This window comes from Streptomyces sp. NPDC053750, from assembly GCF_044544295.1.
In the GTDB taxonomy this organism is placed as follows: domain Bacteria; phylum Actinomycetota; class Actinomycetes; order Streptomycetales; family Streptomycetaceae; genus Streptomyces.
This window is the reverse complement of the sequence record NZ_JBITXB010000016.1, coordinates 148,487-160,623: the sequence shown is the minus strand read 5'-3', so window position 1 is coordinate 160,623 and position 12,137 is coordinate 148,487. Positions and strand designations below refer to the sequence as shown.

The window sequence follows — 12,137 nt, the reverse complement described above, 5'->3', positions numbered from 1 at the left end:
ACCCCTACGGGGGGGGGGCCTCCCCGGGGGGGGGGCCCGTTGGGGGGGGGGGGGGGGGGGGGGGGGGGGGGCGCCCCGGGGGGGGGGGGGGGGCCGGGGGGGGGGGGGGGGGGGGGCCCCCCCCCCCCCCCCCCCGCCCGTCGCCGTTTGATCTACCCGTCGGTAGCATCCTGGTCATGGCAGACACGCAGCAGGTTGACGCGAAGGCCGACCGGAGGGCCGAGCGCGAGGCGACCCGGCTCGCCCGGCGGATCGACTCCTTCTCCAAGGCCCACGGCGGCGCCGAGGCACAGGTGGCCTACATCGGCGAGCGCGGGGCCCGGATCGTGCTCGTCGGCGAGGACGGCGGCTGGGGCGACCTCGTCGCGCGCTCCTACGGGACGGCGCAGAAGGCCGTGGAGAAGTCCGGGATCACCGTCCACGAGGACTTCGACGGCGAGTTCGCGGCCAAGGTGACGACGGGCCGCTACGAGTGGTCGCGCATGGCAGGCATCCAGGTGGGCGGGCCGAGCAACACCTGACACCGGGTTCACCCGTTAGGACCGTAGGAAAGCCGTCAGGCACACGGTCCCAGCACGGGGAGCCCGGATGATCGAAACGCCGTCCCTGGTGGACCAGTACTGCCACGGTGTCCTGAGAACGGAGCTGGGCCTCGGCACCTTCGAGGCCCAGCTGGCCCGCACCGAGGGCCCGCCCGCGCCGGGCACCACCCTCTTCGACACCCAGACCGGCTTCGCGGTACGCCGCTGGTGCCCGCCCCTGCTCGGTCTGGAACCCCACTGCCCGCCGGCCCGCTACCTGGCCCGGCGGCGCGAGCTGGGCGTCATGGAGGCCGACCGCAGGCTGCTGCGCGGCAGCGGCATCACGACCTACCTCGTGGACGCGGGTCTGCCGGGCGACCTCACCTCGCCCGCGGAGCTGGCCTCGGCCGCGGCCGCCGACGCCCGCGAGATCGTGCGCCTGGAGCTGCTCGCCGAGCAGGTCGCCGACACCTCCGGCACCGTCGACTCCTTCCTCGCCAACCTCGCCGAGGCCGTGCACGGCGCCGCCGCGGACGCGGTCGCCTTCACCTCCGTCGCGGGCGTACGGCACGGTCTGGCGCTCGCGCCGGAACCGCCGGGCCCGGGGGAGGTGCGCGGCGCCGCCGCCCGCTGGCTGACGGGGCGCGAGGTCGGCGGCGAGCTGAGCGACCCGGTGCTGCTGCGGCACCTGCTGTGGATCGCCGTCGCCTCCGGGCTGCCGCTGCAACTGCACGCGGGCCTCGGCGAGCCGGGCCTGCGCATCGACCGGACCGACCCGGTCCTGCTCACCGACTTCGTCCGGGCCACCGCCGGCCTCGGCACCGACCTGGTCCTCCTGCACGGCTACCCCTACCACCGCCACGCCGCCCACCTCGCCGGCGTCTTCCCGCACGTCTACGCCGACTCGGGTGCCGCCCTGGTGCGCACCGGAGCCCGGGCCGCGACGGTCCTCGCGGAGATCCTGGAGCTGGCCCCCTTCGGCAAGATCCTGTTCTCCAGCGGCGCCCAGGGCCTGCCCGAGCTGCACGTGGTGGGCGCCCGCCTGTTCCGCGAGGCCCTCGGGCGGGTGCTGGGGAACTGGGTGGCCGAGGGGGCGTGGGCGCTGGGGGACGCGCAGCGGGTGGCGGGAATGATCGCGTCGGGGAACGCGGGACGGGTGTACGGACTGGAGTGAGGGACGTACGAACCGGCGTGACGGACTACGGACCGGAGTGACGGGTGTACAGAGCGGAGTGACGCGTCCACACTGGGCGCATGCCGACCGACGCCCTGCTCGACCGCTTCCTCACCGGCCTGACGCCCCTCGCCCCCGTCGCCGTCTGGGCCCACGGCTCGCTGGCCGGCGGTGACTACCAGGAGGGCCGCAGCGACCTCGACCTGATCGCGGTCCTGCCACGTCCGGCCACGACCCGCACGGCCTGGCGCCTGGGGCTGCTCCACGCCCGCCTGCGCGCCGAACCACTGGCCGGGCTGCTGCACTGCACCTACCTGTCGACCGGCACCGTCGAAGACGCCGGGCGGCGCCATCTGACGTGGGCCCACCGGGAGCTCTTCAAGCGGCCGGTCACCCCGGTCACCCGGCGTGAGCTCCACGGTTTCGGCCGCGTCCTGCACGGTGGGACGCCGAAGGAACTGCTGCCGCCGGTGCCGGACACGGAGCTGGCCGAGTTCGTCGTCCGGGACCAGCGGGACTTCTGGCGGCCGACCGTGCGCAAGGCGGAGCTGTGGCGGCAGGACGTCTGGATCGATCTCGGCCTGCTCACCTTCGCCCGTGCCACCGTCACGCTGCGGGACGGCCGCCTGATCTCCAAACGAGAGGCCCTGGAGGAGCTGCCCGCCCTGGGCGCCCCCGGGGAGGTCGTCGAGGACATCGCCGAGCGGCGGTACGGCAACCCGGCGCGGCCCACCGAGGAGTGGACCGCCCGCCGCGCCGAGCTGACCCGGAGCTACCTGGGGCCGGCCATCGACACGCTGGTGGCCGCGTACTCCTGAACCGGCAGCCCGGGCGCCGTGTCCTGCGGCCGTTCGCGCAGCGCCAGCAGCACCCGCAGCGCCGCGATCCACATCACGCACGAGCCGAACATGTGCAGGCCGACCAGGATCTCGGGCAGGTCGGTGAAGTACTGCACATAACCGATGGCACCCTGCGCGAGCAGCACCAGGAACAGGTCACGGGTGCGCGCCAGCGGGCCCTTGGGCGCGTCGACCGCCTTGAGGACGAACCACAGGGCGAACGTCAGCGTCACCACGACCCACGCCAGCACGGCGTGCGCCTTGCTCACCATCTCCCAGTCGACCGGCATCCGCGGGACGTCGCTGGAGTCGCCCGCGTGCGGACCGGCGCCGGTGACCACCGTGCCGACCGCGATCAGCACGGCGGAGACGGCGACCATCACCCACACCAGCTGCTGGATCGCCCTGCCGACCAGGGGGCGCGGCGCCCCGTCGCCCTCCCGGGTCCGCTGCCACATCACGGTCGCGACGGCGATCAGCGCGGTGGACAGCAGGAAGTGGGAGGCGACGGTGTACGGGTTGAGGCCCACGAGGACCACGATGCCGCCGAGGATCGCGTTGCCCATCACGATCCAGAACTGCGTCCAGCCCAGCAGGGTCAGACTGCGCCGGTACGGCTTCTGCGACCGCGCGGCGATGATCGCCCAGCCGACCGCGGCGCACAGCACGTACGTCAGCATGCGGTTGCCGAACTCGATGATGCCGTGGAAGCCCATCTCGCTGGTCGTGGTCAGCGAGTCGTCGGTGCACTTCGGCCAGGTCGGGCAGCCGAGGCCCGAGCCGGTCAGACGTACGGCACCGCCGGTGACGACGATGACCACCGCCATGGCGAGCGCGATGAAGGCCGCCCGCTGGACCGTCCGGGGATGCGGGGTCCAGCGTGCGGCGATGAAGGCGAGCGGGTTGCGCACGGCGGCTGCGGCGTCGGCGCGGGTCACGTTTGGCACGCCGTCCATCGTAGGCGCCCGCTTGTGCACGCTTTCACGAGGGTCGGTCCCGGGCATGTGTCCCTACTCCCAGCGGAAGAACTTCCCGGCCGCCGCAAGCCCGGCGACCGCCCACACGGCCAGGATCCCCAGGTCGCCCCAGGGCATCGAGGCCCCGTGCTGGAGCACGTCCCGCAGCCCGTCCGACAGCGCGGAGATCGGCAGCAGTCCGAGCACGCTCTGCGCCGCGTCCGGGAACTTGTCCAGCGGCACGATGACCCCGCCGCCGACGAGCAGCAGCAGGAAGACCAGGTTGGCGGCGGCCAGCGTGGCCTCCGCCTTCAGCGTGCCCGCCATCAGCAGCCCGAGCCCGGAGAAGGCGGCCGTGCCGAGGACCAGGAGGAGCAGTACGGCGAGCGGGTTGCCCTGCGGCGACCAGCCCAGCGCGAAGGCGATCACGGTCAGCAGCACGATCTGGAGCACCTCGGTGACCAGGACGGAGACCGTCTTCGCGGTCATCAGGCCCCACCGGGGCAGCGGCGACGCGGCCAGCCGCTTCAGCACCCCGTACCGGCGCTCGAAGCCGGTGGCGATGGCCTGCCCGGTGAACGCCGTCGACATCACGGCGAGTGCGAGGACGCCGGGGGCCAGGAAGTCGACGGCCTCGCCCGCCCCGGTGTCGATGATGTCCACGGAGCTGAACAGGACCAGCAGCAGCGTCGGGATGACCACCGTCAGCAGCAGCTGCTCGCCGTTGCGCAGCAGCATCTTCGTCTCGAGCGCGGCCTGCGCCGCGATCATGCGCCCGAGCGGCGCGGCACCGGGCTTCGGCGTGTAGGAGCCGGTGGTCGTCGTCATGAGCGCAGTTCCTTGCCCGTGAGTTCCAGGAAGACGTCCTCCAAGGTGTGCCGCTCCACCGAGATGCGGTCCGGCATCACCCCGTGCTGCGCGCACCAGGAGGTCACCGTCGCGAGCAGCTGCGGGTCGACCTTGCCGTTGACCCGGTAGGTGCCCGGCGTCAGTTCGGCGGCCGAGGAGTCCGCGGGCAGGGCCTTGAGCAGGGAGGCGACGTCCAGTCCGGGACGGCCGGTGAAGCGCAGGGTGTTCTCCGCGCCGCCGCGGCACAGTTCCTCGGGCGAGCCCTGGGCGATGACCCGGCCGGCGTCGATGACGGCGACGTCGTCGGCGAGCTGCTCGGCCTCGTCCATGTGGTGGGTGGTGAGGATGACGGACACGCCGTCGGTGCGCAGGTCCCGGACCAGGTCCCAGGTGGCGCGGCGGGCCTGCGGGTCCAGGCCGGCGGTCGGCTCGTCCAGGAACACCAGCTCCGGGCGGCCGACGACGGCCATCGCGAGGGCGAGCCGCTGCTGCTGCCCGCCGGAGAGCCTGCGGTACGTGGTCCGGCCGCACGAGCCCAGCCCGAGCCGCTCGATCAGGGCGTCGACGTCCAGCGGATGGGCGTGCAGCTTCGCGACGTGGCGCAGCATCTCGTCGGCGCGGGCACCGGAGTAGACGCCGCCGGACTGGAGCATCACGCCGACCCGGGGCCGCAGCTCGGGCCCCTGTCGCACCGGGTCCAGGCCCAGGACGCGCACCGTGCCGGAGTCCGGCTTCCGGTATCCCTCGCAGGTCTCGACCGTGGTCGTCTTTCCCGCCCCGTTGGGGCCGAGTACGGCGGTGACACCCGCCCGGGCCACCAGGTCGAGGCCGTCCACCGCGGTCTTCGTGCCGTACCGCTTCACCAGGGCCTGGACCTGGACCACGGGCTCACTTCGCATGGGTCACGAGTCTAGGTAGGCGCGGGAGCAGGCGGGCGCGGGGGTGCGGGAACTCCTCCGGAGGGGTTGTGGCGCGCGTCCGGAGGGTTCGCGGCGCGCCCGTCACCCGCGGGCCGCGCCACCGGCACGCGCGCCGGGGCGCGCTCACTCCCGCGGCCGGTGCAGCGGCAGCCACCGTTCCGCGTACGCGACCGCGTCCGCCAGTGGGAACAGGCGCACGACCGCCGCGCCGACCCGCCCCCGTACGACGGGCCGGTCCCGTTCGAAGTCGTGCCCCAGCTCGTCGAACCGCTCCGAGGTGATCGACACCTCGGTCACACGCTCCCAGCCCACCGGCCCCGGACGCCCCACCTCCACCAGAGGGGAGGGGATCCGGTACTCGGCGAGGTGGAAGCAGGTGCACGCCTCGTAGCCCGCGCCGAGCAGCAGCACCCGGGCGCCCAGGCGCTCCAGGGCCGCCAGCGGACTCCGCTCGCCCAGCCGGCAGTCCGTCGCGTGCCCGGCCACCACCTCGGCGGCGCGTGGGCCGAGGGCCGCGAAGGACGTCTGCGGGTGGGCGCTGCGCAGGGCACCCGGCCAGGTGCGCACGGTCTCGGGGAGCACGCCGACCCCGCGCGAGGGCGTGATCAGCGGGTCGTAGGCGGGCATGGCGGCCCGCACGGTGTCCCACCACTCCTCGGGTACCGGCGGGCTCTTCCACAGCGCCGGGTCCGAGAGGTCGCCGGTCTGGGTCGGGACCACCAGGGTGCCGTCCGGGCCGAGCGCGTCGAGCAGTCCCTGGACGACCGCGACGGGTCCGCCGCAGACCCAGCCGAGAGAGCTGAGGGAGGAGTGCACGAGGAGGGTGTCACCGGTCCGCACACCCAGCTCGCGCAGCCCGGCGGCGATCGTGCCGCGGGTGACGAGTGGGCCGGTGGGAGGGGGTGTGGGCATGCCGGGGAGTGTCCCGCAGGCCCGGCCGGGACGCCACCGGATTGATCGATCAAAGATCGTTTCCGCAGGTCAGATTAGGTATACCTAAGTGACGCAGGGCACCGTCCGATGATCCGGACGCGGCTTGCCCGGCTCGACGGAATTACGCAACAATGGCGTTGTGAAAAACGTTGGCGAGGCTCCCCAGGAGGAACTCGCGACCGGTGAGCGGTCCACCCGCAACCGCGTCGCGCGCTCCATCCTGGACCACGGGCCCTCGACCGTCGCCGAGCTCGCCGGGCGTCTGGGCCTCACCCAGGCCGCCGTCCGGCGCCACCTCGACGCCCTGGTCGCCGACGACGTGGTCGAAGCCCGTGAACAGCGGGTCTACGGCGCGCGCACGCGTGGACGGCCCGCCAAGGTCTTCGCGCTCACCGACTGCGGCCGGGACGCCTTCGACCAGTCGTACGACAAGCTGGCCGCGGACGCCCTGCGCTGGATCGCCGAGCAGGAGGGCGGGGAGAAGGCGATCGCCGCCTTCGCCCGGGCCCGGATCGCCGGCCAGGGGGGCGCGTACCGCAAGGCGGTCGAGTCGGCGCCCCCGGAGAAGCGCACAGAAGCACTGGCCAAGGCCCTGAGCGCGGACGGGTACGCTGCTACCGCGCGGAGCGCGCCCCACCCCCAGCAGGGCGAGCAGCTGTGCCAGCACCACTGCCCGGTCGCCCACGTCGCCGAGCAGTTCCCGCAGCTGTGCGAGGCGGAGACGGAATATTTCGCCGAGCTGCTCGGTACGCATGTGCAGCGGCTCGCGACCATCGCCCACGGCGACGGGGTCTGCACCACGTTCATTCCGAAGACCTCGCACGAGACTTCACACAAGACCTCGCCTGCGGCGAACCCGCCGCACGCGTCCACGCACACCGCTACCGATATCGCATCTGCAAGCACGGCCGGGAGGAACCCCGCATGACTCTCCCCACGGAGACTGCTCACCCTGAGCTCGAGGGCCTGGGCAAGTACGAATACGGCTGGGCCGACTCCGACACGGCCGGCGCCTCTGCCAGGCGCGGCATCGACGAGGACGTCGTCCGCGACATCTCCGCGAAGAAGAACGAGCCGGAGTGGATGACCAAGCTCCGTCTCAAGGGCCTGCGCCTCTTCGAGAAGAAGCCCATGCCCAACTGGGGCTCGGACCTGTCGGGCATCGACTTCGACAACATCAAGTACTTCGTGCGCTCCACGGAGAAGCAGGCGGAGTCCTGGGAGGACCTGCCCGAGGACATCAAGAACACCTACGACAAGCTCGGCATCCCGGAGGCGGAGAAGCAGCGCCTCGTCGCCGGTGTCGCGGCCCAGTACGAGTCGGAGGTCGTCTACCACCAGATCCGCGAGGACCTGGAGGAGCAGGGCGTCATCTTCCTGGACACGGACACGGCCCTGAAGGAGCACCCGGAGCTCTTCAAGGAGTACTTCGGGACCGTCATCCCCGTCGGTGACAACAAGTTCGCGTCGCTGAACAGCGCCGTGTGGTCCGGCGGCTCCTTCATCTACGTGCCCCCGGGCGTGCACGTCGAGATCCCGCTCCAGGCCTACTTCCGCATCAACACGGAAAACATGGGCCAGTTCGAGCGGACCCTGATCATCGTCGACGAGGGTGCCTACGTGCACTACGTCGAGGGCTGCACCGCCCCGATCTACAAGTCGGACTCGCTGCACTCCGCGGTCGTCGAGATCATCGTCAAGAAGAACGCCCGCTGCCGCTACACGACCATCCAGAACTGGTCGAACAACGTCTACAACCTGGTCACCAAGCGCGCCGTGGCGTACGAGGGCGCGACCATGGAGTGGATCGACGGCAACATCGGCTCCAAGGTGACGATGAAGTACCCGGCCGTCTACCTGATGGGCGAGCACGCCAAGGGCGAGACCCTGTCCATCGCCTTCGCGGGCGAGGGCCAGCACCAGGACGCCGGCTCCAAGATGGTCCACATGGCGCCGAACACGTCCTCCAACATCGTCTCGAAGTCCGTGGCGCGTGGTGGCGGCCGTACGTCCTACCGCGGTCTCGTCGAGATCGGCGAGGGCGCCCACGGCTCCAAGTCGAACGTGCTGTGCGACGCACTGCTCGTCGACACGATCTCGCGCTCCGACACGTACCCGTACGTGGACGTCCGCGAGGACGACGTGTCCATGGGCCACGAGGCGACCGTCTCCAAGGTCTCCGAGGACCAGCTCTTCTACCTGATGAGCCGCGGTCTGACCGAGTTCGAGGCGATGGCGATGATCGTGCGCGGCTTCGTCGAGCCGATCGCGAAGGAGCTGCCCATGGAGTACGCCCTGGAGCTCAACCGGCTGATCGAGCTGCAGATGGAGGGCGCGGTCGGTTAACGGACCGCCCCGAAGCAGTCGCCAGATTTCAGACGTAGGAAGAGAGCAGACCGACAGCCATGGCTGAGGCTCAGAACATCCCCGTGGGGTCCACCACCGCGGGCCAGATCGCGGTGGCCGCCGAGTCGACCGTCGCCACGCGCATGAGCGCGCCCCCGTCCTTCGACGTGGCGGACTTCGCGGTCCCCCACGGCCGCGAGGAGGAGTGGCGGTTCACGCCGCTGGAGCGGCTGCGCGGGCTGCACGACGGCACCGCGGTCGCGACCGGCGACGGTGTGAAGGTCGACGTCGAGGCGCCCGAGGGCGTCGTCGTCGAGACCGTCGGCCGTGACGACGCGCGCATCGGCAGGGCCGGCACCCCCGTGGACCGGGTCGCCGCCCAGGCCTACTCGGCGTTCGAGAAGGCCGGTGTGATCACCGTCCCCAAGGAGACGGTCCTCACCGAGCCGATCCGCATCGCCGTGCACGGCGAGGGCGGTACCGCCTACGCCCACCAGGTCATCGAGCTGGGAGCCTTCGCCGAGGCCGTGGTCGTCATCGACCACACGGGTGACGCGGTGCTCGCCGCCAACGTCGACTACGTGCTCGGCGACGGCGCCAAGCTGACCGTCGTCTCCGTCCAGGACTGGGACGACAAGGCCGTGCACGTCGGCCAGCACAACGCGCTGATCGGCCGCGACGCCGGCTTCAAGTCGTTCGTCGTCACCTTCGGCGGCGACCTGGTCCGGCTGCACCCGCGCGTCGCCTACGCCGGGCCCGGCGGCGAGGCCGAGCTGTTCGGTCTGTACTTCACCGACGCCGGCCAGCACCAGGAGCACCGCCTCCTGGTCGACCACAATGTCCCGCACTGCAAGTCGAACGTCGTCTACAAGGGCGCGCTCCAGGGCGACGACGCGCACGCCGTCTGGATCGGCGACGTGCTTATCGAGGCCAAGGCCGAGGGCACCGACACCTACGAGATGAACCGCAACCTTGTCCTCACGGACGGCGCGCGGGTCGACTCGGTGCCGAACCTCGAGATCGAGACCGGCGAGATCGTCGGCGCCGGCCACGCCTCCGCCACCGGCCGCTTCGACGACGAGCAGCTCTTCTACCTGATGGCGCGCGGCATCCCCGAGATCGACGCCCGCCGCCTGGTGGTCCGCGGCTTCTTCGCCGAGCTGGTCCAGCAGATCGGCGTGGCGGACATCGAGGAGCGTCTGCTCGCCAAGATCGAAGAGGAGCTGGAGGCGTCGGTCGCATGACCTTCGTACGCGTCTGCGGAGCGGACGAGCTGGAGGAGGACACCCCGAAGCGGGTGGAACTCGACGGCACGCCGATCTCCGTCGTGCGGACCGAGGGCGAGGTCTTCGCGATCCACGACATCTGCTCGCACGCGAACGTCTCGCTCGCCGAGGGCGAGGTCGACGACTGCCACATCGAGTGCTGGCTGCACGGCTCGCGCTTCGACCTCCGCTCGGGCAAGCCCGACAGTCTTCCGGCGACGCGCCCCGTCCCCGTATACCCCGTAAAGATCGAAGGGGACGACGTGCTCGTCTCCCTCACCCAGGAGTCCTGAGGCACCCATGGCAACGCTTGAAATCCGAGACCTGCACGTCACCGTCGAGGCCGACAACGCCACGAAGGAGATCCTCAAGGGCGTCGACCTCACCGTGAAGCAGGGCGAGACGCACGCCATCATGGGCCCCAACGGCTCCGGCAAGTCGACCCTCGCCTACTCGCTCGCGGGTCACCCCAAGTACACGATCACCGGCGGCACCGTCACCCTCGACGGCGAGGACGTCCTCGAGATGTCCGTCGACGAGCGCGCCCGCGCCGGCCTCTTCCTCGCCATGCAGTACCCGGTCGAGGTCCCCGGCGTCTCCGTCTCCAACTTCCTGCGCACCTCCGCCACCGCCGTCCGCGGCGAGGCCCCCAAGCTGCGGCACTGGGTCAAGGAGGTCAAGGAGGCCATGGAGCGCCTCAACATGGACCCCGCCTTCGCCGAGCGCAACGTCAACGAGGGCTTCTCCGGCGGTGAGAAGAAGCGCCACGAGATCCTCCAGCTGGAGCTGCTCAAGCCGAAGGTCGCCATCCTCGACGAGACCGACTCCGGCCTGGACGTCGACGCGCTGCGCGTCGTCTCCGAGGGCGTCAACCGCGTCCGCGAGACCGGTGAGGTCGGCACCCTGCTGATCACGCACTACACGCGCATCCTGCGCTACATCAAGCCCGACTACGTCCACGTCTTCGCCGACGGCCGGATCGCCGAGTCCGGCGGCGCCGAGCTCGCCGACAAGCTGGAGAACGAGGGCTACGAGGCATACACGAAGGGTGGCGCATCCGCGTGACACAGCTGCCGGGCCTCCTCGACACCGAGGCGATCCGCAAGGACTTCCCGATCCTGGACCGCGTGCTCCACGACGGTAAGAAGCTCGTCTACCTCGACAACGCCGCGACCTCGCAGACCCCCCGCCAGGTCATCGACGTGCTCGACGAGTACTACGAGCAGCACAACGCCAACGTCCACCGTGGCGTGCATGTCCTCGCCGAGGAGGCCACGGCGCTGTACGAGGGCGCGCGCGACAAGGTCGCGGAGTTCATCAACGCGCCCTCCCGCGACGAGGTGATCTTCACCAAGAACGCCTCGGAGTCGCTCAACCTCGTGGCCAACATGCTGGGCTGGGCCGACGAGCCCTACCGCGTGGACCACGAGACCGAGATCGTCATCACGGAGATGGAGCACCACTCCAACATCGTGCCGTGGCAGCTGCTGGCGCAGCGCACCGGCGCAAAGCTCCGCTGGTTCGGCCTGACCGACGACGGCCGCCTGGACCTGTCCAACATCGACGAGGTCATCACGGAGAAGACGAAGATCGTCTCCTTCGTGCTGGTCTCCAACATCCTGGGCACCCAGAACCCGGTCGAGGCGATCGTGCGCCGCGCCCAGGAGGTCGGCGCGCTCGTCTGCATCGACGCCTCCCAGGCCGCGCCGCACATGCCGCTGGACGTACAGGCCCTCCAGGCCGACTTCGTGGCCTTCACCGGCCACAAGATGTGCGGCCCGACGGGCATCGGCGTCCTGTGGGGCCGCCAGGAGCTCCTGGAGGACCTCCCGCCCTTCCTCGGCGGCGGCGAGATGATCGAGACCGTCTCGATGCACTCCTCGACGTACGCCCCGGCGCCCCACAAGTTCGAGGCGGGCACGCCCCCGATCGCGCAGGCGGTCGGCCTCGGCGCGGCGATCGACTACCTCCAGTCGATCGGCATGGACAAGATCCTCGCCCATGAGCACGCGCTCACCGAGTACGCGGTGAAGCGGCTGCTGGAGGTCCCCGACCTGCGCATCATCGGCCCCACCACGGCCGAGGAGCGGGGCGCGGCGATCTCCTTCACGCTCGGCGACATCCACCCGCACGACGTGGGCCAGGTGCTGGACGAGCAGGGCATAGCGGTTCGCGTCGGCCACCACTGCGCGCGACCGGTCTGCCTGCGGTACGGAATTCCTGCGACCACGCGAGCGTCGTTCTATCTGTACTCCACGCCGGCCGAGATCGACGCGCTGGTCGACGGCCTGGAGCACGTACGGAACTTCTTCGGCTGACGGGACGAGCGAAGAG

General features: G+C 71.1%; 13 protein-coding genes. 9 read left to right on the top strand and 4 right to left on the bottom strand.

Features of this window, described 5'->3' with window-relative positions:
* Nucleotides 1–176: 176 nt before the first annotated feature.
* The 3 genes from ACIGO6_RS33250 (at nt 177) to ACIGO6_RS33240 (ending at nt 2,513) form a co-directional block, all read left to right on the top strand.
* Nucleotides 177–521 carry a hypothetical protein gene (locus ACIGO6_RS33250; protein ID WP_399882851.1) on the top strand — a complete coding sequence of 115 codons (345 nt, stop codon included), beginning with the start codon at nt 177–179 and terminating at the stop codon, nt 519–521.
* 67 nt (nt 522–588) lie between these two features.
* Nucleotides 589–1,695, top strand: a complete 1,107-nt coding sequence (locus tag ACIGO6_RS33245; protein ID WP_399882849.1) for an amidohydrolase family protein — start codon at nt 589–591, stop codon at nt 1,693–1,695.
* A gap of 80 nt (nt 1,696–1,775) precedes the next feature.
* Entirely contained in the window at nt 1,776–2,513 is a 738-nt protein-coding gene (locus ACIGO6_RS33240; RefSeq protein ID WP_399882847.1) for a nucleotidyltransferase domain-containing protein, read from the top strand.
* Here ACIGO6_RS33240 and ACIGO6_RS33235 read toward each other — a convergent pair.
* The 4 genes from ACIGO6_RS33235 to ACIGO6_RS33220 all read right to left on the bottom strand — a co-directional run bounded on the left by ACIGO6_RS33235 (nt 2,468) and on the right by ACIGO6_RS33220 (nt 6,171).
* Nucleotides 2,468–3,490 carry a heme A synthase gene (locus tag ACIGO6_RS33235; protein ID WP_399882845.1) on the bottom strand — a complete coding sequence of 341 codons (1,023 nt, stop codon included), beginning with the start codon at nt 3,488–3,490 and terminating at the stop codon, nt 2,468–2,470. The genes ACIGO6_RS33240 and ACIGO6_RS33235 overlap by 46 nt on opposite strands.
* Before the next feature lie 54 nt (nt 3,491–3,544).
* Nucleotides 3,545–4,318 carry an ABC transporter permease gene (locus ACIGO6_RS33230; RefSeq protein ID WP_399882843.1) on the bottom strand — a complete coding sequence of 258 codons (774 nt, stop codon included), beginning with the start codon at nt 4,316–4,318 and terminating at the stop codon, nt 3,545–3,547.
* Entirely contained in the window at nt 4,315–5,238 is a 924-nt protein-coding gene (locus ACIGO6_RS33225) for an ABC transporter ATP-binding protein (RefSeq protein WP_399882841.1), read from the bottom strand. The genes ACIGO6_RS33230 and ACIGO6_RS33225 overlap by 4 nt, the downstream gene beginning before the upstream one ends.
* A gap of 144 nt (nt 5,239–5,382) precedes the next feature.
* Entirely contained in the window at nt 5,383–6,171 is a 789-nt protein-coding gene (locus tag ACIGO6_RS33220; RefSeq protein ID WP_399882839.1) for an aminoglycoside N(3)-acetyltransferase, read from the bottom strand.
* A gap of 160 nt (nt 6,172–6,331) precedes the next feature.
* Here ACIGO6_RS33220 and ACIGO6_RS33215 point away from each other — a divergent pair, with 160 nt between their 5' ends.
* Genes ACIGO6_RS33215 through ACIGO6_RS33190 form a run of 6 tightly spaced genes read left to right on the top strand, consistent with a single transcriptional unit; the run spans nt 6,332 to nt 12,121 of the window.
* Nucleotides 6,332–7,120 (top strand): helix-turn-helix transcriptional regulator, encoded by a 789-nt coding sequence (locus tag ACIGO6_RS33215; protein ID WP_399882837.1) that lies wholly within the window; start codon nt 6,332–6,334, stop codon nt 7,118–7,120.
* Entirely contained in the window at nt 7,117–8,538 is a 1,422-nt protein-coding gene (gene sufB, locus ACIGO6_RS33210; RefSeq protein ID WP_030403772.1) for a Fe-S cluster assembly protein SufB, read from the top strand. The genes ACIGO6_RS33215 and sufB overlap by 4 nt, the downstream gene beginning before the upstream one ends.
* Nucleotides 8,539–8,597: 59 nt before the next feature.
* Nucleotides 8,598–9,782, top strand: coding sequence for a Fe-S cluster assembly protein SufD (gene sufD, locus ACIGO6_RS33205; protein ID WP_399882834.1), 1,185 nt, complete (start codon nt 8,598–8,600; stop codon nt 9,780–9,782).
* Entirely contained in the window at nt 9,779–10,096 is a 318-nt protein-coding gene (locus ACIGO6_RS33200) for a non-heme iron oxygenase ferredoxin subunit (RefSeq protein WP_019329250.1), read from the top strand. The genes sufD and ACIGO6_RS33200 overlap by 4 nt, the downstream gene beginning before the upstream one ends.
* Before the next feature lie 7 nt (nt 10,097–10,103).
* The gene (gene sufC / locus ACIGO6_RS33195) at nt 10,104–10,868 is read left to right on the top strand and encodes a Fe-S cluster assembly ATPase SufC (RefSeq protein ID WP_399882832.1); all 765 of its coding nucleotides are present in this window, start codon (nt 10,104–10,106) and stop codon (nt 10,866–10,868) included.
* The gene (locus tag ACIGO6_RS33190) at nt 10,865–12,121 is read left to right on the top strand and encodes a cysteine desulfurase (RefSeq protein ID WP_399882830.1); all 1,257 of its coding nucleotides are present in this window, start codon (nt 10,865–10,867) and stop codon (nt 12,119–12,121) included. The genes sufC and ACIGO6_RS33190 overlap by 4 nt, the downstream gene beginning before the upstream one ends.
* Nucleotides 12,122–12,137: the final 16 nt, after the last annotated feature.

What these genes read in the sequence shown, in the direction of transcription:
- ACIGO6_RS33250 (WP_399882851.1), top strand. Translation starts at nt 177, where the DNA reads ATGGCAGACACGCAGCAGGTTGACGCGAAGGCCGACCGGAGGGCCGAG.
- ACIGO6_RS33245 (WP_399882849.1), top strand. Translation starts at nt 589, where the DNA reads ATGATCGAAACGCCGTCCCTGGTGGACCAGTACTGCCACGGTGTCCTG.
- ACIGO6_RS33240 (WP_399882847.1), top strand. Translation starts at nt 1,776, where the DNA reads ATGCCGACCGACGCCCTGCTCGACCGCTTCCTCACCGGCCTGACGCCC.
- ACIGO6_RS33235 (WP_399882845.1), bottom strand. Translation starts at nt 3,490, where the DNA reads ATGGACGGCGTGCCAAACGTGACCCGCGCCGACGCCGCAGCCGCCGTG.
- ACIGO6_RS33230 (WP_399882843.1), bottom strand. Translation starts at nt 4,318, where the DNA reads ATGACGACGACCACCGGCTCCTACACGCCGAAGCCCGGTGCCGCGCCG.
- ACIGO6_RS33225 (WP_399882841.1), bottom strand. Translation starts at nt 5,238, where the DNA reads ATGCGAAGTGAGCCCGTGGTCCAGGTCCAGGCCCTGGTGAAGCGGTAC.
- ACIGO6_RS33220 (WP_399882839.1), bottom strand. Translation starts at nt 6,171, where the DNA reads ATGCCCACACCCCCTCCCACCGGCCCACTCGTCACCCGCGGCACGATC.
- sufB (WP_030403772.1), top strand. Translation starts at nt 7,117, where the DNA reads ATGACTCTCCCCACGGAGACTGCTCACCCTGAGCTCGAGGGCCTGGGC.
- sufD (WP_399882834.1), top strand. Translation starts at nt 8,598, where the DNA reads ATGGCTGAGGCTCAGAACATCCCCGTGGGGTCCACCACCGCGGGCCAG.
- ACIGO6_RS33200 (WP_019329250.1), top strand. Translation starts at nt 9,779, where the DNA reads ATGACCTTCGTACGCGTCTGCGGAGCGGACGAGCTGGAGGAGGACACC.
- sufC (WP_399882832.1), top strand. Translation starts at nt 10,104, where the DNA reads ATGGCAACGCTTGAAATCCGAGACCTGCACGTCACCGTCGAGGCCGAC.